Origin of the sequence: uncultured Xanthomarina sp. (genome assembly GCF_963971605.1) — a bacterium.
Classification (GTDB): Bacteria; Bacteroidota; Bacteroidia; order Flavobacteriales; family Flavobacteriaceae; genus Xanthomarina; species Xanthomarina gelatinilytica.
Genome location: NZ_CAXATZ010000004.1, coordinates 92,557 through 118,836, shown reverse-complemented (window position 1 = coordinate 118,836; position 26,280 = coordinate 92,557). Strand labels below are relative to the sequence as shown.

Genomic DNA, 26,280 nt, shown 5'->3' with positions numbered 1-26,280 from the left:
GTTAAAATGGAAATATTTGGTCAGTAAATTGTTTGAAAATATCGCTGGCTATAGCTTTGTCAAAGGCCTTGGCGGCCACTAAATCGCCAAGTTTTGATTTCAATAACTGACCAAACGATTTTTTGCTAAGATGCGGAATATCATTGCGCAACTCATCGAACTCATCGAAGATGATTTGTTGACCATATCCTGATTTTTTAATCTCGGATAATATCTCTTTCAAAAGTTCTTTTAATTCTTCATCAGAATCGCTAATTTTTGAGTAGTCGGGCACCTGTGCTTTTCTGGCTTGTTCAATGGCATACTTTCCCTCAAGTTTTAGTTTGGCATTTACCTCACGACCATTCATAGTCTCAATAAGGCCTCTGTCTTCAAGCATTCTACCATAGTCCCAATCTTCGCTACGCCCACTTAACTTTAGGCCGTTACCTTCAAGAATCCACTTAATAGAATAGTATTTCCCATCATTATACAGTTCGTATAGTTTAGAAAGTATAAGGTCAAGAATGCTTTCGGTATCAAGGTTTTTACGCTCTTCTAAATCAATATCATCAGCTCGCACAATAGCATCTGAAATAGATAATATTTTTAAATAGTAATCAAGACCATTAATTTCATCTTTGATGGTCTGAATAGTGTTTTTGACTCTTTGGTCGACACCTAATTTCATTCCGAAATTATATCCTTGTTGAGCCTTAAACTCGTATGCAAAATTGGTGTGTTCAGGGTCAAAAGAAGCCTTTACATAACTAATTATATCGTTTTCCCACGATTGTTTTTCCTCTTTCAATTCATTTAATAAATCCTCAGTTCTTGCTGCTTTATATTTTTTAATAAGCGCATTTCCTTCGGACTGAAAATTTTCAAGACTACTTTTAAATTCAGTCCATTTAACCTTTAACACCATAAACATAAAATTATGTTGGTAAAGGTAAGGGAATGGCAATTGAATATGTTGAAATATGACTTTAAAATATTTGCAGATGGCTGATAATAGTTCAAAAATTTACCACACTATCCAAAGCATCATCTGCTTCTTTGTGAATAAAATTAGCTTGATAGTGTATAATTTGTTTTGTGACATCCCATTTACTTTGTTTAATTTTGTTCATATATTAAGTGTTTTAGTTTGGTCAAAATTACAAGCGAACTACATAAGAAACAAGCACTTACATTTTTGTTAGTTACTAACAATTAAATCTGATAAAATGCGCAAAACAACATCTACAAATTTTGAAAACCAATTAAAAATCAATGGAGAATGTGGTATGGCTTATACTTTAACAATAATTGGCGGCAGGTGGAAACCGAGTATTTTGTTTCAACTTTTAAACAATAAAAGGCTTCGATTTAATGAAATTAAGAAAAGATTGAGTGGAATATCAGAACGCATATTAGCATCCAAATTAAAAGAATTGGAAGAAAATGATTTAATAACCCGTATAGTATATCAGGAAATTCCACCAAGAGTTGAGTATGAACTAACTGAGAAGGGGCATACATTAGAAGAGATATTGAATACAATGTCAGCTTGGGGAGAACACAACAGGGATAAAACATAATATATTAGCCTATTTTTACTTAAATAGGAATAAAAATTAAAGATTTAATTCTGATTAATCATTTCCAAAAAGCTCTTAAGGTGTGTGAGTTTATAGGTAATGCCTCTTTTTCGGTTGATTTTGTAGAATTTGAATTTTTTGATTTTTGAGTATAGCAGTTCTTCGCCCATAAGGTCTTCCAAAATAAATGTGATTGCAGTGTGTATGTCCTTTGGGTTGATGGGTTTAACGGGGTTGCTTCGCTGAGCTCCCGGCCTTTGGCGGGCACGGCGCAATGAAGAGTCTGAGTAAATGTGGATAATAATCTTGCCGGTGCTTTTAATGTATTTTACAGGTTGAAAGTACAGGTCTGAAATTTTTATTTTAAAAGATCCAAATTCGTATGGTGTGTCGTGAGCACTGTTTTCATCTTTACTTGCCTTTTTAAGTGCTTCAAATTTCCAGTTGTCTATTCTTGGTGCGTGGTCTATTAGTTCGAATACTTTTGGGTATAGATCCTTTACTCCATAGGCAGTTATGATGAGAGTTGCCGGGCCTATATAATCACTTGCAAACTTTATTTCAAATCCGAGGCCTTTGCAGTAGTAGCTGAGGTGTTTGCTTAACCAATAGAAATGTTTATCTCTTTCTTCAATGTCTAATAAAGGGAGGATGTATAGTTTTTGTTGGTTGTCTTGGAACCAGGTCCAGAATTGGGATGGAGTCATGATTGTTAATTGTTATTTGTTTTACGAGTTCACTTCACTACGTTCGTGATGACGGTGCTTTTGTTGTTGGTTTTGGTAAATTGTGAGGCGCAAAATATTGCGCCTGTACTGTGTGATTATTTTTTTAATTTAGTCGAATTAGGTTGTTTATGAATTGAGGGAAGTGGATGAATTGAATTGCTACTCCCGGTAGTTCTGTTTTAAGATGACAGCGTATGAATTTTATGTGTTTATTAAATAGCACCTCTCCAACCATATCTTCCATTATTTGAATGCATAGTTTTTTAAATTGTTTTCTTTTGGCATAGGAGATGTCTTTAGTTGTGAAAATGTTGAGCGTGATTTTAGAATCTTTATTGGTTTTAAGTATCGGTTGGAAATAGAGTTGATTAATATGGAGTTTAAAATTTGGTGGACCCACTGTTTTTCCTTCTGATAAATCTTCTTTTTTTCTATTGTAGGTTACTACATTCCAGTTGTCTATAAGTGGTGCATTTTCTACCAAGGTTTTCGCTTCCATTTGTATATCCGGGTCGGCATTAGAGTATAGTATGAGTGTTGCCGGTGTGGTATAGTTCTCGCTGAATTTTATTTCGAATGTTATGCCGTCCCAGTAATAGTCTAAGTTGGTTTGCAGTCTATGATTGTATTCTTCCTGTTCGTTTGTTGATAGTAGTGGGAGGATGTATAGATTTTCTTGGTTTTCTTGGAACCAGGTCCAGAATTGGGATGTGTTCATGATTTGTTAAATTTTAGATTTATTTGAGTCGCAAAATATTGCGCCTGTACAGCTTATTTGATTTATGAGTTCACTTGACTACGTTCGTGATGACGGTGCTTTGAAAAAGGATTTTGCTTTTCCACTATCCTCCTTCTCCTCCTTCACATCGACTTCCAGCCTTCTGCGGGTACGCTCATGGTAATAGGTCTTTTTGTTTTTAAAATATTGCATTTGATTTGACGGGATTAGCTACGCTGAATCTTCAATTTCCCACCACCTCCTACAGTAAACTTTCGATGAACAGGTGCGTAGGGATTTAGGAGCGTTTATCTGGAGAAGAGGACGGAAACGCAATGACGTTTACCATTTCCCGGAGTCGCGACCGTACTCTTTCTCCATAACGATCTTCAATTTCCAGTGCGTTGAGGTTTGTTGTAAGATGGGTTCTTTTGTTATGTTTTGAGCTTTGACCCTGGCTGAGGTCGTAGCGTGAAATGAGGATTTCTGCTATAACATTACAGTCGTGGCCATAGAATCGACCTGTGGGTTCTGCGCCGAGGTCATCGAAACACATCGTTCTTAGAGCACTGTATTTATTGATAGTATCTGAGCCATTGGTATTATACTCTATCACTATATTTCGTATAGGAAACAATGGATATGGCCTTGTTTGTGGGTGTATATAAGGTAAAAGTTGCATTAGGGTTGTTTTCCCACAGCCCACAGGCCCCGTAAGTAGTATGCCTTTGTTCAGATCAATACCATTGGCCAGACAAGATTCTTTGTCATTTATAGTATAAATCATCAATTTATAAATTAGGTTGTGGTCTTCCTTGTAAATCCGAAAGTGTTGACCAAAGCGTTGTTTGCCTTTGATTTCGAGGTAATCCAAAGTATTATTAAAATCGTAGATAATTTGATTGTTGTAGTATTTACCTAGGGTGAAGGTTGTGTTGTTGTCTACGATGGTAAAATATTTTTTCATAGTGTCAGAGTTTTAATTAAGATTTAACTAATAGTTTATGATGTTTCTCAATAACTTTTTTATCCCGACTATTGTCTTAATAAACATTATAAGCTCGCTTAGGCTACGGCAGGTAGCATAGTGCAATGGCTCTATTAATGAAACTTTTAGAGAGGAGCGCCATAATTTTTGTTTCTGTTGGTTTTGAGGTGATTTAAATTTTTTGTGGTTTTTACGTGTTTAAAAGATTTGAGTTCAAGGGCTTTTTGCATCCAGTTTTGGGCAGCGGCTTGCCAATCAATAATGGGTGTCTTCCCTCCTATAAGCCAGCCAGTGGCTTTGTAATGATTGTAAAACTTTTCTGCTATTGATTGTAGCTTTTTTTCCGGTAAGAGTTTTTGAAATTCATTTTTAAAAAAATTTTCAACTTCTTTCTTTTTTAAGTTTATAACCTTTTCATTTAATTTATCCTGTTTTATATAAGGTACCAATGCTTGTTTCACAGCTTGTGCCTGTACCCGTTCAGAACTCGTATCAAATTTGAGCAACTTGATTTTACTTCCTTTGTAAGGGTTGTGTGAAGGCAAGTATTTAATGTAACCCCAATGATCGAGTTGTTTGAGGCACCGGTGATAGGTTGCTTTTGAGCCAATTTTGGAGAGTTTCATTATTTCTTCGCGGTTGATGTAAAAGGTTTCCGGGAACCGGTTGAGGTTTCCAAGCTGAAATAGTGAGATATACAAGCTGATGTGAGTGGTGTTTAACCTGGAGTCTTTATAAAACTTAGCGAAAATGGCATTCATTTGCTTGATGTAGTTCATTCATTATCATTTATTAACATTACAGATTTTGTTATCCTCCATCATCTTTTCAATTTCCTCCAGATCGTAGTAAATGATCCCTCCAATTTTGGTATAGCTAAGTGTTCCATTAGCCCTCAGTGTTTGCAGGGTGCTATGGCTCATTTGAAGCATTTTTTTTACTTCCCTGTTTTTAATCCACTTGGTTTTTACAGTTTTTTCTATGGCCATTAAGGATCTTAGCTCGTTGATGACATCGTCCTTGAATTGGTCGAGGTCTGCTTGGGTAATGATTGGTGTTCCCATAATTCTAAAAATTTTAACAAAACCGGGAAGATGTTTTTTCAATTATTGGTTTCGACCCGGCTTTTAGTTTGTAAAATGGTTTGACTTTCGCATTGCAACGATGTATTGAGGTATTTTGAAAAACACGTAACTATCCCGTAGGTCTGGTTGTTTTTTAACATAATTTGGTATAAGCTGAATATTAAAGGTCAAAAAAACAATAGCCAATCACCAAAGAGGTAGTCGGAATAAAGTTGTATTGGTAGGTTTAAGAAGTACTGAAATGTAAAAGTTATTAACTTTAAAAACAATTAAGAATCTGTAAATAGCACTTTTGAGTCATGACTTTAAGTGCATTATGCTGAATGGCTAATATAAAAAAAATTACAAGCAGATAGATAACGTGAGAATTTCTACTTTACAGAGACTTGAATTGAGACCTCAACGGACATGGTTTGTATTACCTAAAGGTTTTTTCAATTTCTTCACGGAGGTTAAAGGTCATTTCTTCGAGGAATTTTGTTGGGGTCTTTTGTCTTGTTTTAATTTCTGAATATATTTTATAGACATCGCTAAGGTCCACATCTAGCGATTTTTCAAAAAACTTTGAGATTTTTTTAATATCCGTATTCCCATGATTTAAGACTTTACAGCTATGCAGACCATAAATCAATTCCACCAGTTCTGTTTTTGAGCCAGTCCATTGTAGGTTTGAGTGAGAATTTAAAGGTGTACCATATTTCAAGAAATTGTTAAGTGCACTGTATTTTGTTTTTAAGTATTGTAATAATTTTTTATATGCTTTTATTTTAGCCAGAAGTAAATCGTGATTGGTATAAAAACTTGGGTCGGTATGGTATGACTCATTACATATAGACCAAGATTCATTCATTGGTTTCAAGGTATAAAATAAAGAGTCAAGGCTAGTGAGGTTTAAAGATATGTACTGAACGAGTGAATCGTGTTTTTTGAAAAATTTTTTAATTTTTTGTTCTTGTCTGATTATGAATTCTTTTTTTGATGAAATGGACAATTCAGGGCTGTTGATTTCAAAAGTCCTAACTTCTTCATAAAAGATGAGGTTTGAAAGCACAGTACCTTTGTAGTCTTTAAAAAAGGATACTTCTTCATCTTGATTATCGAAGGAGTGTAAAATGGTATACTTTTTAAGTTTAGACAATTTAAGTCTGGAAAGAATGATTGCTTTATGAATTTTATCCATACATAAAAAATCATCACACTCTAACATGGCCATTTCTTTATTGAATACCTCAAGGATTGTTACATACTCTCTTTTCTTCATTTTGTACCAACTTTAATATAAACAATAAATACACTTACCTATAAATGAAAGGCTTATTAGTTTTGAAGTGTAGCAATCAACTCCATGGTAAAATTATCTTTTGCCTGTACATAGGCAAAAGTATTAAAGACCGTAGCACCCAATTTTCGTTTTTCAAAAGCAGCCGTAAGGCCAAAATCAATATTTTTATACCCTTGTTCCCCTGCCCTTTTGATTGTTTGATATAACAATATCCTGTAACTATTGATTTTGGTAACATATTCATAATCCATACCGACTAAGACAGGAACAAAGGTTGTGTTGTTGTTGTTATAACAACACATTACACCAATCAATTTTTCTTGATTGTCTTTAGGATAGATACATTGAAACTCCCAAAGGTCACTTTCATTCATAGCCCAGAACAGATTCTTGGGGTATGCAAACGTATTCAGGCCTAAGTTATTTTGTTTTACATTGAGGTAAAGTTGATATATTTGATCCAACTCGTGCTTGCAGGTTTTAGTTTTCCATTTCACTTCTACTTTTCCCAAAAAGGGTACAATATCTTTTCTAAAATGCTTTCTGGATCTTGAAGACAGTGAATTAACGAAAGTGGGTTCATTTATCCAGTTCAAGTTTTGGATTTGAGCTGTATCAGGCATTTTAATTTTTATGAACCCTTTTTTATGTAAAAAATCATTGAGTTTTGTATTTTCCATACGGAAATCCCTTAGTACAAACATTTCAACTGGAGATTTATTGTCTATGTTTTCCATAGTAGTTAGCAACATCTGGATTGCTTCTTCCCGTTTTGGGTGCTCTTCGTTTAAGAACCAATGATTACCTTCTGAAAGTAAGGATCCTGTACTCAATACTTTGTTTGACATATAATAAGGGTCTTTCCTTCTTTTAGATTCAATTTCTGTTGAAACCGATATAGGTGCCAACATGTCTTCTTTCCATAGGGCAATAGTCAAGAACGTAATAAGTACAGGGTTGCCCATTTTATCTTTAATTATGATGTAATGGAACTCCCAATTATTTTCAGAAGCTTGGTTATTAGAAAACACTTTTTCCATGAATGCCAGTCCATCCCAATCAAAGATAGAATTGTTTGCCATATGTTTATTCCATAAAGACTTTTCAACATCTGTAATTGAATTGAAGTGTTGCAATATTAAGTCTTGAGTGGGGATTTTATCTATTTTTGTTTTTAATTCCGGTAACTTAAATAGTTTACGTACCCTATTGAGATTTGTTTGAGTATCTTCCAGGGCTTTGGGGTAATGATAATTCATTGCTTCGACAAGAGCTGTTATTTCTCTCAATTGGTTGTGTCTTGAGATTGTAATTCTCACACCCGTATTCTTTACGGGCACTGCAGGAAAAAGTCCTAGATTTACAAAAAACCCTTCATCAAACAGACGTTTCACAAAGTTGTATCCAGTTTCCGGAACACCTGTCCCTACAAAAAAAACAGGGCTAAAATTCAGGTCCACCAACGGAAGGTTGGATTTCATCAATAACGAATTGAAGTGTTGAATTCTAACCTCAAGGTCTTTTTGCATTTCGTATATTTCATCAGAGAGATGGATATCTGCCGAAGCAATGGCGGCAGCAACAGAAGCTGGATCCAATTGCGCAGAGAATGTAAGAGGACCCCCAAAATTTTTAATTTTATCCCTTAGTTTCAAATTAGAACAAGCGAGCACAGCCCCTCCAGCACCAAAGGATTTACTAAGAGTACCAAATAATAAACAGTTTTCCGGAAGTGTTCCTAACTTGCTGGTAACATACCCGGTGCCATTTTTTCCAATCCAACTCATTCCATGAACGTCATCGAAGTACAGGTGCAGTTTGGGGTATTCTTTACATAACTTCATTAAATCACCCACAGGTGCAAAATCACCGAACATGGAGTAGACTCCATCAGCCATGTACCAAATTTTATTACATGTTTTACTAAGCTCCCTGATTTTAGACTCCAGCATTTCCATATTATTATGCCTAATCATCTCTACTTTTACACCTTTCGATTTTACCAATTGGACTGCATTCTGCACACTCCAATGCACTTGATGGTCTAGAATGACTCCATCATCATCTTCAACAGCAGAAGGGATGACAGCCAAATGACCCAGAGTACTGTTTTTAGTGATGATAATTGGTGTATTATACATTTGGGTTATCTTCTCTTCCAGTTCTGCGTATAATGGATGAGAAATATACGTTTTAGACAATGGGAACTGAGTCCCGTAATTTTCAATAGCTTTAATCGCAGCTTCTTTTAACCTTTGATCCTGCTCCAAGCCTAGGTAACCGGTTGTACCAAAATGAAAAAGGCTTTTGCCATTAATTTTAATTAGTCTTCCAGAAAATTTTTTGTCTTCTGCATAGAGATGTACAATGTTTTGACGACGGGCATTGTTAATTACTTCGTTTACCGTATTGATAAAGTTGTTATGTTTGATTTTAGCCATGATTTAACGTATTGGTTAATTGCTTTTTATAGTTAAACAAATTAATATTCTGTATCAATGAGAATAGATTCATGTGTTAAAAAAGAGTCTTTTATTTGCGAAGGTGCTTTTTAAAGCTATTAAATATTTTAAATGAAATTCTAAGAAAATTAATTAACCATTTAAAAAAATTCTTTTGAGAAAGATTTTTTTCCTTTTGAGTAAACTTTTTGTCAAACTATCTATAGTAAATCAAGTCAAAACATATCATTTCATATAGAATTCTTTGTTTTTTTTTAATTTAGTGATTAAAGAAGAGAAAAATACGATTTACCATGATTCTTCCAAATCAAGGAAAATATTCAGATTACTGGATATTTGAAGGCATTTTATTTTTTGTATATCACGAGATACCATTTTTAGACCTTAAGATTGCAAAAGCAGTTTTAAAAGAGCGTTTGGAATTTCAAGACGGCATGAGTTTTCCAATATTATGTGAAACCAAAGGAATACAAGACGCCAGTAAGTCGGCGCGCGATTTTCTTGCCCTAGAGGGTTCTATACTCGCAAACGCAGTTGCCATAGTTGAAAAAAGGATAGTTGCCCAAAGTATGATACAATTATATTTAAGACGCAACCAACCCTTAATCCCCACGGAAGTTTTTAACAATAGTCTTGAGGCCCAAAAGTTTCTATACCATTTTTTAAACAGTAGTCTATGAAAAGAATGATCGATATTCACCGACTGAACAGTATAAAAGAGTTATTGTTAGCAATTGCTGAAGGCAATCTGTCCTACCAAATTGATCGCTCACAAGAAGAAGATCAATTAGAGTCCATTGTTGTTCTTTTAAATTGGTTAACAGTAGAGCTACAAGCATCTTTATTATATTTTAGTACTTTTAATCCTAAGGGTAGTCAAAGTAAAACCATCACTATTTTATTTACTTTAGACCATCATTATAAAGTAACAAACCTAAATGATGATGCTTTAACATTATTGAACTTAGATAGAAATCGGGTTATTGGCAAGTCATTTTCACATTTTTTAAACAATCAATCTACTATAAGATGGAATGAAATCATTCAAGAAATTGAAGCAAAAAGCTATTATAGTACCAATGAAACTTTATATTTTAATTGTGGGCCATATTTAAGAAAAAAGTATCCATGTACAATACAGTCTGTTGACGCCAATAATTTAAAACAGCCGATCATTGTCATTACAAGCTTTGAATTTGTGCCACAAAAAAAACTCATTGAAGATGAGGTAAAATCAAGAAAAATTCAAGCAGTAATAGATGGACATATTCCTTCGAATCAACAGAACACACAAACCAGAACCGATACCCTGCCCAAACGCAAACCCAAAATGATGTTAAGCGACAGGGATGTAATAATTGCTCAGGACATACGTGATTATATCTTAAAAGAATTAGAGTATCCGATGCTTAGTATTAGTGAATTAGCCAGAAAATTCAATACTAATGAGTCAAAAGTCAAAAAAGCCTTTACTCAGTTACACAATATCAGTATCTTTAGGTTTTATACCGAGGAAAGACTTAAGCGTGCATCACATTTACTTGAGACATGCCGACTACCTATTTATAAAATAGCAAAAAAATCAGGTTTTAAAAACATCAGTCATTTTGCTACAGCTTTTAAAAAATATTATACAGTAAGCCCATCCGTATATAGAAAGTTATATAATAAAGATTTCAAATAATTTGATAAGTGACTGAAGATCATAGAAAATACTTCTTTTAAGAAAACAAATAATCCCTTAGAAAAAACATTTCTTCCCGAACTTTATCCCATATAAAAAGTATCGTTATGGGATTTCAATTAACATCGTTAAAGAAGATTCTTCTGGAGGTTCTCGTACTTCTTTTTATACTGTTGTTCGTTTATGCCAGTATCAGCAAACTCTTGGAATTTAATGATTTTCAAACCCAATTGGGTCAATCACCCTTATTAGGGGCTTTTGCAATACCTATTTCTTATGCTGTGATTGGGATCGAGCTAGTCACTTCTTTATTGTTAGCTTTTATAAAAACAAGAAAATGGGGACTGTATCTGTTTTTTCTGCTTATGGTCATGTTTACCACCTATATCATCATCATATTAAATTATACATCCTTCACCCCTTGCTCCTGTGGTGGGGTTCTAGAATCACTGGGTTGGACGGAACATTTAATTTTTAATATCATATGTATCCTACTTGCCATAGGAGCTATCTATTTCATACATGTAAAATTCTCTAAACAAAAACTCATGGGACTCTTAAGTCTATCTGCTTTAGGTATTATCCTGGTAATTGGTTTGTTTCTTTCCTCTGAGCAAGAAATCAAACGCAATAATGCCTTCCAAAGAAAATATAGCCCTCATGGTTTGGAAGAATTAGCGAATTTTCCCTTAGAATCCAATTCGTTTTATATTGCAGGTATTGCTAACAACCTCATCTATTTAGGCAACTATTTTGCCCCACTTTACTTAAAAGCAATTGATTTCCAATTAAAAACATCCAAGGAAATCAAGATTGAGATTGAAAATTACCAATTGCCATACAAAAGAGTGAGGATACAAGTAACCGCTCCTTATTTTTTTGTTGGGGATGGCACTGTCCCAATTCTATTCAAAGGCAACACGACTGACTGGAAAGCAGAAACATTCTCCAAGGACGATGCCTATTTTTATCAATTTACTTTATTGGACAGTACCTCATTGGCCATTTCTACTACCAGCACCAATACTAACACCAATGCGTTAGGGATTTTAAAGTCAATTAACGACAGTATTAAACTAAATCTTAATACCCAGGTATTAAAACAACAACAAAATGGAACCTTTGATACCGATGGTTTATTGCTTTATAACCACGAACTTCAAAAAATAATCTATGTATACTACTATCGTAATCAATATGTTATAACCAATAAACAACTAGAAAATATATCCCAAGGCAAAACAATAGACACCATAAAACAAGCACAAATAGATGTAGCCTATTATTCAAAAAAAGATGAATACAATCTAGGGAAGTCCGTATTGGTAAATCGAACGGCCTCAGTATTTGGCAAGCACCTATTTATAAATAGCGATAGACTGGGTAAATATGAAGATGAGGACGTCCTTAAATCTGCCAGTATCATAGACCAATATCATATAACGGATAACACTTACATCCAGAGTTTTTATTACTACCACCAACCCCTCAAAAAATTAAGGGAATTTAAAGTTTATAAAGATTTAATATTTGGTCTGGTAGATAATCAATTATGGATATACCAAATCAAACCAGAATATCAATATAATTAAGACATACGGCGCTGTATCAGGAGAAGGCCGAACACCTGTAACATAGTAGGCCATAAATTAAATTTTATATATTATGAAAACACTAGTTTTAAAAAGGGTACTACCCTTGATGGTATTTATGTTGGCAATAGTCTTTGCTTTTGCCACTGAGAACAATACATCCGTTATGGAAGATGCTCCAATAACTGGTTTCATTTATCAAAATGGATTTTGTGTTCCAGCACCCAAAGATTGTGATCAAATATCATTTATGCCTTGTACCTACAATGGTAATCAAGTTTATGCTGAGAAGTTTAGCGATACATACTGTCGTTTAAAGCTAACTCATAGTGGCTTGTAATTCAAACTGGAATGGAGTTATTAATAACTCCATTCCTTTTTTAAATAATATTCAAACCATTCAAAAGTCTCTAAGGATAAGGCCTCTTGATTATCAGGATTTATTAAATAATGAGTTTCATTATCAAACAAAAGCAACTTCCCTCCTTTGTTCAAACGTTTCATAGCCATAAACATACTAACAGATTGTGTCCAATTAACATTATAGTCTTCCTTCCCTGTCCATAATAATAATGGCGTTTCTAACTGTTCAATATGTGATAAAGGAGAGTTGTTTTTATATGCTTCTTTTAACTTATAATAAGAATCTCCCATACGATACTGCTGGTTCTCTAATCGCCATATTTGCTCTTTATTCCACTCCCAACCAATCTCGTGATAATATTGCACTAAATTTGTTACTGCTGCTCCAGCCACTGCTGCTGAAAATATATTGGTTTGTGTAACCAAAAAAGCGGTTTCATAACCCCCGTATGAATGCCCATATAATCCAATTCTATGCTTATCTACTGAGTATTTCTTCAATATACTATCTATAGCTGGTTCGATAGCTTTTAATATGGATTCACCAGGGTATTCAACTTCATAAGTAATAGTAGGAATAAAAACAAAATAATCATTAGTTAGATACCTCAGTAAATTAAATCCAGTATACTCATAGTCTGAAGGCGACTTGAACAATAGATCATCCTTAATAATCTTTTCATATAGTTTTACTATCATGGGATATTCTTTATTGGCTTTAAAATTTGCTGGATAAAAAAGTAAGCCCCTCAATGGGATACCATCTTGATTTCGATAGGTAAAAAACTCATGTTTGCCAAGGTCAAATGGTAAGAGTTTGGAGTTACTTTGGTGTATTAAGGCAGCATTTTTATTATTTAAATTTAATTTAATGATGGTTATGGGGCTATCAAACCTGCACTGTTTAAATATCAGATAGCCCCCCCTAACCAAAACATCTGATACTATCTTGTTATTAAAGTAAAGATTTTGAAGCCCCAATGTTTCATCCCATTTTGAATAGCCTGTATTAAAATTAGCATCCGTCACTTCCAAAACAAAGCCTTCCTTCAAGTTGTAACTAATACCAGAATGATTATTTAAAAGATGTAAATAATTCATATCATTCTTGTATTGATCACGACTAATTCTGTAAGTTATCTTACTTTCTTTACCACGGGTAATTCTTTCCTTTGTGTTTCCATTTGTCTCAATTAACCAAATATCGTAATTATCATAAAGGATTATATATTTCTCATCTTCAGACCAACCAGGGGCCCCAAATGGTTTCATATCCTTAACTCCAGAAACCTCATCTCTTTCAAAAGAAACATTTAATCCTTCTGTTAAGTTTACAGTTTGGTGTGTAATAGAATCATAAATCCACCAGAAACTATTCTTAAAAAAAGCAATATATCTACCCGAAGGGGATAAAGAAATAAAGCCTTGTTCATTGTATTGTTCACTTACTATAAGCTCATTTTCTCCAGTTATAAAATCTTTAAGGTACAAATCAACATCTTCAAATTGTTTATATTGAGGCTCATATTGCATTTTATTAAAAATCAACGCTTGCCTGTGATTAGGGTTATACTGTACCGAAGGATATTCCATATCGGTAATTGGAATTACTTTATTGGTTTTTAAATCCCATAAAGTCAAAAAGTAACTCTGTTCTTGTTCTTTATATTTCAGCATACGCGAATAAATCCAAGGATCAGTAGACTGCCATACTTCCATACTGCTTGGTTTTAAATTTGAATCCTTATCAGAAATACGATAGAAAAACACAGATAATCCGTCATCAGAAATATTTAAATTCTTATGTGATATACTTGATAACGGAATGAACTCCTGAAGTTCTAAATCATTTAATTTATAGCTTTTACCTGTTTCCATAAAATAATTAACCAAAGTACTGCTATTCTTACCTTGTTCTATATAAACAATAGAAGTCCCAGACCGACCTAGCTTAATCATATCATATGTTTTCTCCTTACTTTCTGCTACAAGTACCTCTGTTTTTTTTATACAGTCAAGCAAATATATTTTCGAAAATTCTTGATTCTTTTTACTAATTAAAAGTTGGGCTGTATCATTTACCCAGTAAAATTCATTAACACCACTATCCTTCCAAATATTCATGTCGCTTAAATCAATAACAATTAGTGTATGCGTATTATCAGTCCCTTGTTCTTTTAAAACCAAATACCTCCCAGAAGTATCAAATTCAAAACTCGAAATATTTTTAAATATCCTTTTTTTCTCTGTTTTTAAATTCAAGAGCGTGAAAGTATGATCTGGCTTAATAAAACCAAACCATTTGCTATCATTAGAATAACGATTCGAAACAATTTGTCCTAAGCTTATGGCATCTGTCGTTTCTGAATTTAATAAAAAGTAGTGTTCTTTACTTTTATAATTCAATTCTTTTACAGTTACCCAACGCCCATTCTCACTAACCTCTTGAATAAATACATCTTTACTCCACAAAGTGTCTAGTTCCTTTGTATATCTCATTTTAGTATCGGAGTTCTGAGCACAAACCCAACCACTATTTAAAATATAGAACACAACAAAAACACAAATTAAAAGAGTGTTCAGTCTGCTTTTATTTATATTATTAATATCCATTATTTTGTGGGGTCAGGTTAGGGTTTAATAATAATTCTGTTTCCGGAATAGGCATTAGAATATCCGTTATCTGCCAATTACTTTTTATAGGTGCTAAAACTTCTCCTGCCTTGTTTAATCGTTTCAAATCAAACCATCTATGTCCATGCTCTGTAAAAAGCTCTACTTGTCTTTCATGTAAAATAACTGCCATAAGTTCCGTGGTTGTAGAAGCTGTAGTATTTGACAAACCTGCACGATTCCTAATGACATTGATATCCTCTGCTGAAGCAAGGATATTTCCTAATTGAGCCCTAGCCTCAGCTCGAATTAAATACTGCTCTGCTAGTCTAAAAATGATGGAGTATTCCATAGATGCTCCTGTATTTTCTTGCAATTTATATTTATATGGTGCATACCAAATCTCACTACCATCTGTTACTTCAAGAACCCAGTGTTCTCTCCTTAAATCATCCGTTTCAAATGTTTCCGTAAATTCTGAATTCAATGCTACCAATACTGGAGGACCAGAACTAAAAATAAAAGTACCTGCTTCAAGAGTATTATCTCCTTCATTTTTTGGTTTCAATTGAAGGATAGTTGCCTGACTATTATTTAAAAATTCATTGGCAACATCTCCTTCAAAATAATACAACGAACTTGCATTGATTATGCTTGAACTTTCTGTTTCTGCAGCTTCCCAATTTTCTAAATACAAATAAACCCTTGCTAATAATGCTGACACGACATATTTGTTAGCTCTTATTCTTTCACCTGTTAAATCTGCCTCTCCAAGTAAAGTTTTACCTAAAATTAAATCATTCAATATGTAATCATACACAATCTCAGTTTCCATTCTTGACACTTGCTGATTAACAGTATAATCCGTTGTTGTTATATATGGAATATCACCAAATAAATTAACTAAATAGAAATGAGTTAAAGCACGTATAAAAAGCGCTTCTCCTTTTAATTGGTTTTTAACTTCTTGTGATAAACTTGGAGATGAGCTGATACCTTCAATAACCGAATTACAATTAAAAATTAAATTGTAAGAAGAACTCCATTGATTTAAAACAAGACCATTTGATGCAATAATTTGATGATTATAAAATTCCTCAAAGTCCGAACCAGAATTTGAATAATAATCCAATTCATCTGTATATAAACCATATAAAATACTCATACCATTGCTAGACCCTGTCAATAAAACATTGTCTCGCAAACTTGCATATAAACTTGTAACTGCGGCTGTTGCATAACCCTCGTCCAAGAAAACAGTTTCTTGATCAATTTGGCTTTTTGGGCTCTCAACTTCTAAGTAATCTTCACACCCTAAAAGTAAAAGGACAATAATCAATTGAAAAATATATTGGGTACCTGTAATTCGTTTTTGTTTTGTTTTCATTTGTATAAAAATTTATAATTCTAAAAATACTCGGATTGAATATTTTTTTAATGGAGGTAAAAAAGAAGAAAGTTGTTCAGGATCACCTCCTTTAAAATTTGTAAAGGTTAAAACGTTCTGGCCTTGTAAAGACAATGTGCATGTGGTAGAACTCTCTTTTTTTAATGGTAATTTATAAGAGAGTGAGAAACTCTTCAACCTTATAAAAGATGCATCAGAAATAATAGCTTGACTTTGTGTAAACTTTATATGAGAATAATAGGCCTCAAAATTATTTCCTGCTGTATACGCTTGAACATATCCTTGATTGCCATTAAACTGCCAATGATCAAGAACACTAATCGACTGGTTTTGCATAAACCCAGGAGGTTCAGTATTATAAAACTCATTTAGCCCATCCTTTTTTGTGAATTGTAATAGAAAATCTAAATTCCAATTTTTATATGTTAAAGAATTAGAAAGTCCACCATAAAATTTTGGAGATAAGTCCCCAATAACCTGCCGGTCTTCTATCGCAGTAATTTCTCCATCTTGATTGTAGTCCGTAAACTCATACAAACCTGTTTCTGTATTAATTCCTTCCAAATGATATAGTTTATAGATTGAAAGTGGTTCTCCTATAACTAGCTGGTTTCTGTATGTAGAGTTTTCTAATCCTTTAAAGGCTACTAACTTATTTTTAGGTATACTTAACTGGAGACCACTACGCCATTCAAAATCCTGACTTTGTAAGTTTATGGTTTGTACCCCTACTTCCCAACCATAATTATCAACAGTAGCATCAAAATTTGAATTTAAACTACTAAAACCTGTAGTAGTAGGCAGAGGGATTGCAAGCAACTGGTTATCTGATCGGTTATGATAATAAGCTACTTCAAAATTTAAATGGTCTCTCCATAAACTAACATTCATTGCTATTTCAAATTTCTTAATACGTTCCCATCCAAAATTAGCGTTAAATAGACTTGTAGGGGTTAGACCTATTTGTCCGTCATAAGAAACAGGTTCAATGGTATAGGTACTTAGATATTGATAATCTCCAATTTGATCATTACCTGCTGTACCGTAACTTGTTCTTATTTTTGCGAAATTTATCCACTTCTTGTTTTTAAGAAAATTTTCTTCAGTTAAAATCCAAGCTAAACCAATAGCCCCAAAGTTTGCAAATTGATTTCCAGAACCAAACCGACTGGAACCATCTCTTCTTCCTGTAAGGTTCACAATATATTTCTGCTTCCAATTATAGTTTATTCTAGCAAAAAGTGCAGCATATCGGTATTGCGAATTGTAATCAACTGTAGTCCTCAAATTCTCTGCTGAACTTAAATTGTTCATTTGTTGATTATTTACAAATCCAGAACCTAATAATCCAAATTCTTCCATCATTTGTTCTTGCATAGTCCCTCCTATGGTCAATCTAACTGTCCCTTGTGCTATGTCTTGGCTAAAATCCAGTTGTGGCTCAATAATCCAAGAGGTTCTTTCTGCTTCATTTTTTTCAGCATTAGAAGAACTACTTGTCAAACCATAAGCAGGGTTATATATGGTATGCGGATTTAATTGAAGTTCATCCATGTTTGAACGGGTATATCCCAAATTCACTTTTAAATCTAATCTCTTTATGAAACTGTAACTCAAAGTGGCATTAGCCAACAAGTTGCTCAACTCATTTGTATATGTGCTCGCCAGTGCTGCAAATGGATTATTCCAAGTAGAATTTTCCCAATTTAAATTTCCTTCATCATCATAAATTTCAGGTGCATTTGGTGGTAGATATTTTGCAACCCTGATAAGGTCACTAGTGGGTAAACAATTTTTATCTAGCCCATAATTGGTAGTAAATTGCAATTTTAATCTCTCATCATTGGATTGGTGACTTAACGTAGTGTAAACTGTATATTTTTTATAATTAAAATCCATTGGAAATACCGTAGTCTCCTCCATAAAACTTCCCCCAATTGCAAAGCGAGTTTGGTCATTTCCACCAGATATGGCAGCTCTAACTGTTTGGTTATAACCTTCATTCCCTACAAACTCTTTTTGCCAGTCCGTATAGCGATTCCTATCCCAAGTCCCATTAATATCATAAGCATAACTAGGATAATTAGTAATCCCATCATTAGCAAAAGCCTCTTCTCTCATAGCTAAATATTGCTCTGAATTAAGTAATTCTGACATTTTAGTTACTGTTACCAAACCAGTCGATACATCTAAGCTTATTTTTGTTTTTCCCTGCTTTCCCTTTTTAGTCGTTATTAGAATAACACCATTGGATCCTCTTGAACCATAAATAGCTGTGGCATCGGCATCTTTTAACACTTCTATTGAAGCTATAGAATTAGGATCTAAAGTGTTTAATGGATTAATAATACCTCCAGGTAATACCAAACCACTTAGGTTTTGATTGCTTAAACTCCCCAAATCATAGGGTACCCCATCTATAACATACAAGGGTTCATTGCCAGCAGTAATGCTATTTTGTCCACGAATTCGAACCGTATAACCTCCACCTGCCAGTCCTGTAGTTTGTGTAATATCTAATCCTGCTACCCGACCTTGTAACGCTTCTAAAGCCGTATTTACAGGCTGTTCCTCTATAACTTGAGCATCTACTTTAGCTATACTCCCCGTACGCTCTCGTTCCTTAACTGTATAATACCCTGCATTAATAACCACCTCTCCCAATGCCGTGGCATCTTCTTGTAAGACCACATCTATGGTTCGTTGGTTGCCAACAACAAGTTCCAGGGTCTTATAGCCCAAATAAGAAATTTGTAAGGTATCCGTAGTTTGGGCATCAAGCTCATAATGCCCGTCAAAATCAGAGACGGTGCCTTTAATAGTATGTTTAATAATGATACTGGCTCCAGATATGGGGGCTTGCCCATCCGTTATCTGCCCGGAAATCAAGTGGTTTTGGGCTGGAGCAACATAATAAAAGATAAAAAACAGGAGGCAACAGCTAAAAAAAGGCCGTATCCGAAACAAATAATAAGTTTTTGTCATAACTTTGTAATGGTTAAATGGTTTATACTATTTTAACTACCGACTCACTCCCATGGTCGTCCAAAACTCAGGAGTGGGTCTTTTTTTTTATAGTGTATTGGTTTGGTTTACTTAGTCTCAAAGCAAATACCATAAGCTATAATGAATTTGTCACAAACGTCACTTCGAGTAAAACCAAGAAACCAGGTTTTGTATCGAGAAGCAAGTCAGTTCGAGTGTTTTTTTGTTCCTCTATAAGGAACAAAAAAATGTATCGAGAAGACCCTAACAACAAAATCATTAAACATCAAAATTTTTCACATCATAGGCAACATAAGTTTTAAATTAAAAGGGGAAGGCCGTTTTAAAAGAGCCGGGTGTCCTACCAACCCCAACGGCCTAGAATTCCCCATAACTAATTCTGTAAACTATTTGCAAATCGTAAAATAAAAGAAGGGTCACCAAGAATCAATAAGCTGTAACCATAGGGCATAAAAAAAGGCATGGAACTCAGCTTACTGCCCTTGAGGTACTGGTATACCTTGCAACAATAAGAGAGCCCACGCCCAAAGACGTGAGCATCATACTTATTATCTCGCTGCAAAAATTACCAGTTTTCAAGGACGAGACTCTAAGCGAATGCTTCAATAATTCTGTTTGAAGAATCGCAAATTTATATAATCTATAACAAATATATAAAAATATTTCATTTGGGGATATAAACCCAAAAGAAATATTTCAAATAATATGAACTTGCCTTTAATATAAAGGTATTATGAAGGATATTTTTACTCAATTTTTAAAAGAGTTTGGAAAGAATGTTAAGAAGGAAAGAGAATCTAAAAATCTTACTCTTCAAGATATGGACTTCCATACTGGTATTGATTTCAGTGATTTTAATAAAATTGAACAAGGAAAAACAAATATAACATTCCGTACGTTACTAAAAATAGCAAAAGGGCTAAAAGTTCATCCAAAAAAATTATTAGATTTTGATATGGATTCAGACAAAAATTAAAAAAAATTATTCTCCCATTTTTCTAAAAAATGAATACTTCTCAAGTAGGTCTCCATCATCAAAACTAGTCAATTCTTTTATTTTATTTTCAATAGTACAGTATTTTACTTCAACATAGAACTTAAATATTGAATATAAAGCAAATCTCTGATTGCCATTTATGAAATATTCTATAAAAGTACCTTGATTAAATGTCAAATCAAATTTAATATGATTATCAAGTTCATTAAATTCATTAATTGTCATTACATTTTATCTATTATTGATATTTCCCCAAAAAGTTCTAAATAATCTGTTTTACTAAACCATTTGGACACAGAACGTTGATCTCCATCATGTTGCCTCCAGAGGGTCATTTGGACTTTGTCATTTTCATATGCTAATAGCAAACTATCATGTTCAAACTGCAATAAATAGTCACCATCAAAACAGTATTTTAATCTATTTTCTCACAAAATTTTTGTATCTTTAAGTCAAGTTCTTGAAAGTCAGACAGTATCAAAACAGTCTAAAATAAATGACAGTTATTCGTCAGTTTTACGATACAGACAAAATGAGATTCCTTATAAACACTATGGTTCACGAGACAGGTTTGAATCCTGTCGAGGTCACTAAAAACCAATTCCTAAGAAAAAACGCCAAGTTCCTTGAGCGTTTTTTTTGTTGCATTGTTTTCATAACGTACTTTCCAACTAGGTCTTCATTTAATCTTGAAATCTTCTTGAAAAAATGCACATTTGTTCTATCCAATTGCTACAGCTCTTTTAATCTCGTTTTAACAAGACTTTAGTTTTAATTAATTCCTTTCCATTACAACTATTCGTAAATTTGGTAAAAAGCGACATGGAAAAAGACAAAACCATATGGACCATAGGGCATTCTACCAGAACAGAGGAAGAATTCATTAACATGCTTAAAGCCTTTAAAATTGAACAATTGGTAGATGTTAGGCAATTTCCGGGATCCAGGAAATTTCCTCATTTCAATAAAGAAGTATTGGAAGTTACATTAAAAGAACACGATATAAGTTACAAGCATTTGTTGACTTTGGGAGGACGAAGAAAAGCGAATCCAGAATCGAAAAACACAGCGTGGAGACATCCAGCCTTTAGAGCTTATGCCGATTATATGGACACCGAAAAATTTAAAACAGGTCTTAAAGAACTTGAAGATTTGGCAAGTAAAAACCGAACTGCCATCATGTGTTCTGAAGCTGTTTGGTGGCGTTGCCATCGTTCCATGATTTCCGATGCCTTAAAAGCCAACAAGTGGGAAGTGCTGCACATCATGGCACTAGATAAAGAAACCGAACACCCGTATACCCAACCTGCAAAAATAACAAACGATCAATTAAGTTACCATTGAGCAAATTCTTGTTTCCTTTTAGCTTTGATGGACTTAAAATGTGGGCTGTCAATTAACCCTTAATTATTTCTTTTAAAAAAACACCCCTTTAAATTACCAGAGTTCCTAAAGGGCTTTTTTTGTTAGCTTATCTTAATTAAAAGTCTTAAATTGTAAGAGTTTCCTGAATGTGATCAATTATATCAAAATAGATCTATTAAGACATGTAATAATTGTAACTAAAAACCCAAATGGATCTGTTTGTAAAAATTACAATCCCAACATAAGAAATCACGTAAAACGAAACCAGAAAATCCTAATAAGGGAGTAACCCTCAAAAAAATATGCAATGAATATCCAAAAAAAACAAATAGTAATTACAGGAGGCGCTGGAGGCATTGGCCAAGCTTGCGCAAGGGCTTTTAAAAAACACCCTTTGGTTTTAACGGATTATTCACAAGATAAGGTTAATGAAACTGTGGAAAATCTATCAAAAGAAGGATTTGATGTTTCCGGGATTGCCTGTGACATCACCTCTAAAAAAGACATAGAAAAACTCATCCAATTCGTTTCAAACAAGGGCGAATTTAAAGCATTGATACATACGGCTGGTGTAAGTGGAACCGTTAAGGATCTAAAAAAAGTATACACTATAGATTTAGTGGCGACAGAACTTTTAGTGGATGCCTTTTACAAGCTTGCCGTTAAGGATTCGGTAGCTGTTTTATTAGCTTCCATGATGGCACACACTGTGCCTCCCAACGAAATATATGATGATGCCCTTGTAAATCCACAAGCATCAGATTCATTTGATATTGTAAGCAAATTTGTGAACAATGATTCAGACGTGATGTATAACTTTGTCAAACGAGGTGTACAACTATTAACAATTAAAAACGCTAATAAATGGGGAGAAAAAGGTGCGAGAATTGTATCTGTTTCTCCAGGAGTCATTGAAACGCCCATGGCTTTAAAAGCTGCACAAGAACATCCAAAACGCATGGAGAAAATCAAACAAGCCACTCCTTTAAAAAGAAATGGCCAACCAGAAGACGTTGCAGATGTTATTTACTTTCTAACTAGCAATGCTGCACGTTTTATTACAAGTACAGATATTTTGGTGGATGGAGGCGTTGTTCACAACATTAAAAAAATGACTTAAGTTCATTAATATAAATCAAATCTTAAATACTAATTAAATAAAAATCAAAACATAGTACCATGAAAAACATAATCATACCTGTTGATTTTTCACAACAATCAGAATTTGCACTACAAACTGGTGCCATATTAGCTAAAAAACACGATGCAACCCTACATGTATTGCACATGCTGGAATTGTCTGATGCTTTAATTTCCATTTCCAGCAATGAAAGCAAAAATGAAATGTTGTTTATGCTTTCCTTGGCCAAAAAAAAATTTGAAGCTTTTTTAAATAAGCAATATTTAGAAGGTATAAATGTCATTCCAGTAATAAAAAAACATAAAGTTTATAAAGAAGTTGATGCAGTAGCCAAAGAATTAAATGCCGATTTAATTATTATGGGCTCACAAGGCCTTACGCTTCAAGATGGTATTTTTGCAGGATCCAATGCAGAGAAAATGGTCAGAAACAGCAGCACACCTGTCTTAATTGTTAAAACCGAACCTAATAATTTCGCCCTCAACAACGTGGTATTGGCTACAGATATGAGTTTAGAAAGCGTAAACGCTTATGAGAACGCCAATCAATTTCTCTCAAAATTAGGAAGCAAGGTGCATTCGGTTTATGTTAACAGACCAAACAATGGTTTCTTGAGTTCGAAAGAGTTCAAAAGAAAAGCAGAAGAATTTAAAATGGCAGGTGGATCGAACAAAATAGATTTTATAGCTGGATATACAATTGAAGACGGTGTGATTCAATATGCTGAAGAAACAAACGCTGATGCTTTGGTTATATTAACAAATGCAAGAAAAGGATTAAATCATTTAATTAAAGGTAGTATCTCTGAAAATCTTGCAAACCATTCAAGACGTCCTGTAATGACTTTTAAACTGTAATCAATAACCAATTAATCCTTTTCTTTAAAGAATAGGTAAGGGTTCACATGTCATAACCAAATTAACAAGTATTAAAAAGACAACCATGGAAACAACATTTTTTAAATCTATTAAAGAAGCTATCAAACATTGGTACATTCCTGTATTGGTAGGATTATTTTTTGTTATTGTTAGTGTCATTGTGTTTATATCGCCAGCCGGTTCATTATTGACCTTATCCATTCTTTTTGCACTTTCATTTTTATTTGGTGGCTTGTCGGAAATTATCTTTTCTATATCCAACATGCATCAATTGGAAAATTGGGGTTGGTCCTTGGCATTTGGCATCATTACATTTATTGTTGGTACATCTCTGTTAATCCATCCTGCCCTATCCATTAGTGTGCTGGCTTTTTATATAGGTTTTATCATTTTATTTCGTTCGGTTGCTGCCATTAGCTTTGCTTTGGATATAAAAAAATATGGCAGTAAAAATTGGGGTGTTTTATTGGCTCTTGGTATTCTAGGGATTGTTTTTTCATTCATACTTATTTGGAATCCCATATTTGCAGGTATGAGTGTTGTTGTTTTAGTGGCATTAAGCTTTTTGTTCACGGGACTGTTTAGTATATACTTGGGTCTACAGTTACGACAAATCCACAAATCGTCTAAATCCATTTCAGCAGAACTAAAAACCCGTTATGATGACCTTATGGATGAGATTCGGGAAGAATGGGATGATTAAAAAAAAGATGAAAACTAAAGATATCAGTTCAGCAAGTTTTAAAAGCTTTCAGTGAAAAATCAACCTAAAATATCACATACAATAAGCTAAAAGCAACAGAACCTTGCATTCATTATTAATTAAAACCAACTTAAAATGAAAGACGAAAAACCAAAACTCACAAGACAAACTGGAGCACCAGTTGGAGATAATCAAAACGTACAAACTGCTGGCCCACGAGGCCCTCTATTGATGCAAGATGCCTGGTTTCTGGAAAAAATGGCAAATTTTGATCGTGAAGTCATTCCTGAAAGAAGAATGCACGCTAAAGGATCTGGAGCCTTTGGTACATTTACTGTTACGCACGATATTACCAAATACACCAAAGCCAAAATTTTTAGCGAAATGGGTAAAAAGACCGAAATGTTCAGCCGATTTTCTACAGTTGCAGGAGAAAGAGGTGCTGCTGATGCCGAAAGGGATATTAGAGGTTTCGCATTAAAATTTTATACCGAAGAGGGTATTTGGGATTTGGTAGGAAACAATACACCTGTATTTTTCTTTCGCGACCCTATGAAATTTCCTGATTTGAATCGTGCCGTAAAACGCGATCCTAAAACGAACTTACGAAGTGCCAATAACAATTGGGATTTTTGGACCTTGCTACCGGAATCTTTGCACCAAGTGACTATTACCATGAGTGATCGTGGTATACCAAAAGGGTATAGACACATGCATGGTTTTGGAAGCCATACCTTTAGTTTTATCAATAAAGACAACGCTAGGTATTGGGTAAAGTTTCATTTTGTGTCGCAACAAGGCATTAAAAACTTATCTGATGAAGAAGCTATGAAAATAGTTGGGATGGATAGAGAATCGTCACAAAGGGATCTTTTTGATGCTATTGAAAGAAAGGAGTTCCCAAAATGGAAAATGTACGTACAAGTGATGACGGAAGAAGAAGCAAAAACATATCGTTTTCATCCTTTCGATTTAACAAAAGTATGGTCCAAAAAAGACTTTCCGTTAATTCCTGTTGGCGAATTCGAATTAAACCGAAATCCGGAAAACTATTTTCAAGATGTAGAGCAAGCTGCTTTTAATCCATTAAATGTTGTGCCTGGTATTGGCTTTTCACCAGATAAAATGTTACAAGGACGCTTATTTTCTTATGGTGATGCACAACGCTATAGATTGGGTGTAAACCATTATCAAATTCCTGTAAACAAGCCAACGTGTCCTTATCATTCCAATCATAGGGATGGCACCATGCGTGTAGATGGCAACCATGGTGGCACTTTACATTACAACCCAAACAGTTATGGCGAATGGCAAGAGCAAACAGATGCAAAAGAACCACCTTTGGAATTGGACGGAACGGCTTATTCACACAATTTTAGGGATGATGATGAAGATTACTTTACACAACCAGGCGATTTGTTCCGTATTATCAAAGCCGATGGCAAAGATCAGCTATTGTTTGATAATACTGCAGCTCAAGTTGGTGGCGCAGAGAAATTTATTCAAATCCGACATATCAGAAACTGTTTTAAAGCCGATCCAGAATATGGTGAAGGTGTGGCAAAAGCACTAGGTTTAACGATGGATGAAGTTAATAAATTCGATATGACACCATATGACAAATGGGCACCAAGACCAAGTAATGGATAGGCTGATAGAATTTTGTCTATAATGACTGATATCATTTGTACATCACTGGTAAAGC

23 protein-coding genes are annotated in these 26,280 nt (G+C 34.1%); 11 read left to right on the top strand and 12 right to left on the bottom strand.

What is annotated here, in order from left to right:
- Window position 1 precedes the first annotated feature (1 nt).
- Window positions 2-907 carry a hypothetical protein gene (locus tag AACY93_RS03055; RefSeq protein ID WP_287005964.1) on the bottom strand — a complete coding sequence of 302 codons (906 nt, stop codon included), beginning with the start codon at window positions 905-907 and terminating at the stop codon, window positions 2-4.
- 301 nt (window positions 908-1,208) lie between these two features.
- On the opposite strand from AACY93_RS03055, the gene AACY93_RS03050 reads away from it, so the two are divergent.
- The gene (locus tag AACY93_RS03050) at window positions 1,209-1,562 is read left to right on the top strand and encodes a helix-turn-helix domain-containing protein (RefSeq protein ID WP_286853314.1); all 354 of its coding nucleotides are present in this window, start codon (window positions 1,209-1,211) and stop codon (window positions 1,560-1,562) included.
- 44 nt (window positions 1,563-1,606) lie between these two features.
- Here the strand turns inward: AACY93_RS03050 and AACY93_RS03045 are convergent, their stop codons facing one another.
- The 7 genes from AACY93_RS03045 to AACY93_RS03015 form a co-directional block, all read right to left on the bottom strand.
- Entirely contained in the window at window positions 1,607-2,269 is a 663-nt protein-coding gene (locus AACY93_RS03045) for a hypothetical protein (RefSeq protein ID WP_287005963.1), read from the bottom strand.
- 124 nt (window positions 2,270-2,393) lie between these two features.
- Window positions 2,394-3,008, bottom strand: a complete 615-nt coding sequence (locus tag AACY93_RS03040) for a hypothetical protein (RefSeq protein WP_287005961.1) — start codon at window positions 3,006-3,008, stop codon at window positions 2,394-2,396.
- A 298-nt stretch (window positions 3,009-3,306) separates the two neighbouring features.
- Complete coding sequence (locus AACY93_RS03035; protein ID WP_287005960.1) at window positions 3,307-3,975, bottom strand: ATPase; 669 nt, start codon at window positions 3,973-3,975, stop codon at window positions 3,307-3,309.
- A 146-nt stretch (window positions 3,976-4,121) separates the two neighbouring features.
- Window positions 4,122-4,775: a hypothetical protein gene (locus AACY93_RS03030; RefSeq protein WP_286853313.1), complete on the bottom strand. Its 654-nt coding sequence runs from the start codon at window positions 4,773-4,775 to the stop codon at window positions 4,122-4,124.
- A 6-nt stretch (window positions 4,776-4,781) separates the two neighbouring features.
- Window positions 4,782-5,060, bottom strand: a complete 279-nt coding sequence (locus AACY93_RS03025; RefSeq protein ID WP_286853312.1) for a helix-turn-helix domain-containing protein — start codon at window positions 5,058-5,060, stop codon at window positions 4,782-4,784.
- A gap of 439 nt (window positions 5,061-5,499) precedes the next feature.
- Window positions 5,500-6,342 (bottom strand): RteC domain-containing protein, encoded by an 843-nt coding sequence (locus AACY93_RS03020; protein WP_286853311.1) that lies wholly within the window; start codon window positions 6,340-6,342, stop codon window positions 5,500-5,502.
- A 56-nt stretch (window positions 6,343-6,398) separates the two neighbouring features.
- On the bottom strand, window positions 6,399-8,804 hold the full coding sequence (locus tag AACY93_RS03015) for an aminotransferase class I/II-fold pyridoxal phosphate-dependent enzyme (RefSeq protein ID WP_286853310.1): 2,406 nt from the start codon (window positions 8,802-8,804) through the stop codon (window positions 6,399-6,401).
- A 314-nt stretch (window positions 8,805-9,118) separates the two neighbouring features.
- Between AACY93_RS03015 and AACY93_RS03010 the strand changes: the two genes are divergently transcribed.
- From AACY93_RS03010 to AACY93_RS02995, 4 genes are all read left to right on the top strand, one after another.
- Window positions 9,119-9,505 carry a hypothetical protein gene (locus tag AACY93_RS03010; RefSeq protein WP_286853309.1) on the top strand — a complete coding sequence of 129 codons (387 nt, stop codon included), beginning with the start codon at window positions 9,119-9,121 and terminating at the stop codon, window positions 9,503-9,505.
- Window positions 9,502-10,509, top strand: coding sequence for an AraC family transcriptional regulator (locus AACY93_RS03005; RefSeq protein WP_286853308.1), 1,008 nt, complete (start codon window positions 9,502-9,504; stop codon window positions 10,507-10,509). The genes AACY93_RS03010 and AACY93_RS03005 overlap by 4 nt, the downstream gene beginning before the upstream one ends.
- Before the next feature lie 107 nt (window positions 10,510-10,616).
- On the top strand, window positions 10,617-12,101 hold the full coding sequence (locus AACY93_RS03000) for a MauE/DoxX family redox-associated membrane protein (protein ID WP_286853306.1): 1,485 nt from the start codon (window positions 10,617-10,619) through the stop codon (window positions 12,099-12,101).
- 73 nt (window positions 12,102-12,174) lie between these two features.
- Window positions 12,175-12,441, top strand: a complete 267-nt coding sequence (locus AACY93_RS02995) for a DUF6520 family protein (RefSeq protein WP_286853305.1) — start codon at window positions 12,175-12,177, stop codon at window positions 12,439-12,441.
- 20 nt (window positions 12,442-12,461) lie between these two features.
- On the opposite strand, the gene AACY93_RS02990 is transcribed toward AACY93_RS02995, so the two are convergent.
- From AACY93_RS02990 to AACY93_RS02980, 3 genes are read right to left on the bottom strand one after another with little or no spacing between them, the layout of a single operon-like run.
- Window positions 12,462-15,077 (bottom strand): prolyl oligopeptidase family serine peptidase, encoded by a 2,616-nt coding sequence (locus tag AACY93_RS02990; protein WP_286853304.1) that lies wholly within the window; start codon window positions 15,075-15,077, stop codon window positions 12,462-12,464.
- Window positions 15,067-16,464, bottom strand: coding sequence for a RagB/SusD family nutrient uptake outer membrane protein (locus tag AACY93_RS02985; protein WP_286853303.1), 1,398 nt, complete (start codon window positions 16,462-16,464; stop codon window positions 15,067-15,069). Before AACY93_RS02985 ends, AACY93_RS02990 begins: the two co-directional genes overlap by 11 nt.
- 12 nt (window positions 16,465-16,476) lie before the next feature.
- A complete protein-coding gene (locus AACY93_RS02980) occupies window positions 16,477-19,374 on the bottom strand; it encodes a SusC/RagA family TonB-linked outer membrane protein (RefSeq protein WP_286853302.1) in 2,898 nt (965 codons plus the stop codon).
- Window positions 19,375-20,224: 850 nt separating this feature from the next.
- Between AACY93_RS02980 and AACY93_RS02975 the strand changes: the two genes are divergently transcribed.
- Entirely contained in the window at window positions 20,225-20,467 is a 243-nt protein-coding gene (locus tag AACY93_RS02975) for a helix-turn-helix transcriptional regulator (protein WP_286853301.1), read from the top strand.
- A gap of 6 nt (window positions 20,468-20,473) precedes the next feature.
- Here AACY93_RS02975 and AACY93_RS02970 read toward each other — a convergent pair whose 3' ends face one another.
- Complete coding sequence (locus AACY93_RS02970; RefSeq protein WP_286853300.1) at window positions 20,474-20,713, bottom strand: hypothetical protein; 240 nt, start codon at window positions 20,711-20,713, stop codon at window positions 20,474-20,476.
- 597 nt (window positions 20,714-21,310) lie between these two features.
- On the opposite strand from AACY93_RS02970, the gene AACY93_RS02965 reads away from it, so the two are divergent.
- From AACY93_RS02965 to AACY93_RS02945, 5 genes are all read left to right on the top strand, one after another.
- Window positions 21,311-21,832 (top strand): DUF488 domain-containing protein, encoded by a 522-nt coding sequence (locus AACY93_RS02965; RefSeq protein WP_287005957.1) that lies wholly within the window; start codon window positions 21,311-21,313, stop codon window positions 21,830-21,832.
- Window positions 21,833-22,160: 328 nt separating this feature from the next.
- Window positions 22,161-22,973 (top strand): SDR family oxidoreductase, encoded by an 813-nt coding sequence (locus AACY93_RS02960; RefSeq protein ID WP_287005955.1) that lies wholly within the window; start codon window positions 22,161-22,163, stop codon window positions 22,971-22,973.
- 59 nt (window positions 22,974-23,032) lie between these two features.
- Entirely contained in the window at window positions 23,033-23,851 is an 819-nt protein-coding gene (locus AACY93_RS02955; protein ID WP_287005953.1) for a universal stress protein, read from the top strand.
- Window positions 23,852-23,936: 85 nt separating this feature from the next.
- The gene (locus tag AACY93_RS02950; protein WP_287005951.1) at window positions 23,937-24,575 is read left to right on the top strand and encodes a DUF308 domain-containing protein; all 639 of its coding nucleotides are present in this window, start codon (window positions 23,937-23,939) and stop codon (window positions 24,573-24,575) included.
- 135 nt (window positions 24,576-24,710) lie between these two features.
- Window positions 24,711-26,225: a catalase gene (locus tag AACY93_RS02945; RefSeq protein ID WP_287005949.1), complete on the top strand. Its 1,515-nt coding sequence runs from the start codon at window positions 24,711-24,713 to the stop codon at window positions 26,223-26,225.
- The last annotated feature ends 55 nt before the right edge of the window (window positions 26,226-26,280 follow it).

Excerpts from the sequence above, each read along its gene's own strand:
- AACY93_RS03055 (WP_287005964.1), bottom strand. The coding sequence starts at position 907 with ATGGTGTTAAAGGTTAAATGGACTGAATTTAAAAGTAGTCTTGAAAAT.
- AACY93_RS03050 (WP_286853314.1), top strand. The coding sequence starts at position 1,209 with ATGCGCAAAACAACATCTACAAATTTTGAAAACCAATTAAAAATCAAT.
- AACY93_RS03045 (WP_287005963.1), bottom strand. The coding sequence starts at position 2,269 with ATGACTCCATCCCAATTCTGGACCTGGTTCCAAGACAACCAACAAAAA.
- AACY93_RS03040 (WP_287005961.1), bottom strand. The coding sequence starts at position 3,008 with ATGAACACATCCCAATTCTGGACCTGGTTCCAAGAAAACCAAGAAAAT.
- AACY93_RS03035 (WP_287005960.1), bottom strand. The coding sequence starts at position 3,975 with ATGAAAAAATATTTTACCATCGTAGACAACAACACAACCTTCACCCTA.
- AACY93_RS03030 (WP_286853313.1), bottom strand. The coding sequence starts at position 4,775 with ATGAACTACATCAAGCAAATGAATGCCATTTTCGCTAAGTTTTATAAA.
- AACY93_RS03025 (WP_286853312.1), bottom strand. The coding sequence starts at position 5,060 with ATGGGAACACCAATCATTACCCAAGCAGACCTCGACCAATTCAAGGAC.
- AACY93_RS03020 (WP_286853311.1), bottom strand. The coding sequence starts at position 6,342 with ATGAAGAAAAGAGAGTATGTAACAATCCTTGAGGTATTCAATAAAGAA.
- AACY93_RS03015 (WP_286853310.1), bottom strand. The coding sequence starts at position 8,804 with ATGGCTAAAATCAAACATAACAACTTTATCAATACGGTAAACGAAGTA.
- AACY93_RS03010 (WP_286853309.1), top strand. The coding sequence starts at position 9,119 with ATGATTCTTCCAAATCAAGGAAAATATTCAGATTACTGGATATTTGAA.
- AACY93_RS03005 (WP_286853308.1), top strand. The coding sequence starts at position 9,502 with ATGAAAAGAATGATCGATATTCACCGACTGAACAGTATAAAAGAGTTA.
- AACY93_RS03000 (WP_286853306.1), top strand. The coding sequence starts at position 10,617 with ATGGGATTTCAATTAACATCGTTAAAGAAGATTCTTCTGGAGGTTCTC.
- AACY93_RS02995 (WP_286853305.1), top strand. The coding sequence starts at position 12,175 with ATGAAAACACTAGTTTTAAAAAGGGTACTACCCTTGATGGTATTTATG.
- AACY93_RS02990 (WP_286853304.1), bottom strand. The coding sequence starts at position 15,077 with ATGGATATTAATAATATAAATAAAAGCAGACTGAACACTCTTTTAATT.
- AACY93_RS02985 (WP_286853303.1), bottom strand. The coding sequence starts at position 16,464 with ATGAAAACAAAACAAAAACGAATTACAGGTACCCAATATATTTTTCAA.
- AACY93_RS02975 (WP_286853301.1), top strand. The coding sequence starts at position 20,225 with ATGAAGGATATTTTTACTCAATTTTTAAAAGAGTTTGGAAAGAATGTT.
- AACY93_RS02970 (WP_286853300.1), bottom strand. The coding sequence starts at position 20,713 with ATGACAATTAATGAATTTAATGAACTTGATAATCATATTAAATTTGAT.
- AACY93_RS02965 (WP_287005957.1), top strand. The coding sequence starts at position 21,311 with ATGGAAAAAGACAAAACCATATGGACCATAGGGCATTCTACCAGAACA.
- AACY93_RS02960 (WP_287005955.1), top strand. The coding sequence starts at position 22,161 with ATGAATATCCAAAAAAAACAAATAGTAATTACAGGAGGCGCTGGAGGC.
- AACY93_RS02955 (WP_287005953.1), top strand. The coding sequence starts at position 23,033 with ATGAAAAACATAATCATACCTGTTGATTTTTCACAACAATCAGAATTT.
- AACY93_RS02950 (WP_287005951.1), top strand. The coding sequence starts at position 23,937 with ATGGAAACAACATTTTTTAAATCTATTAAAGAAGCTATCAAACATTGG.
- AACY93_RS02945 (WP_287005949.1), top strand. The coding sequence starts at position 24,711 with ATGAAAGACGAAAAACCAAAACTCACAAGACAAACTGGAGCACCAGTT.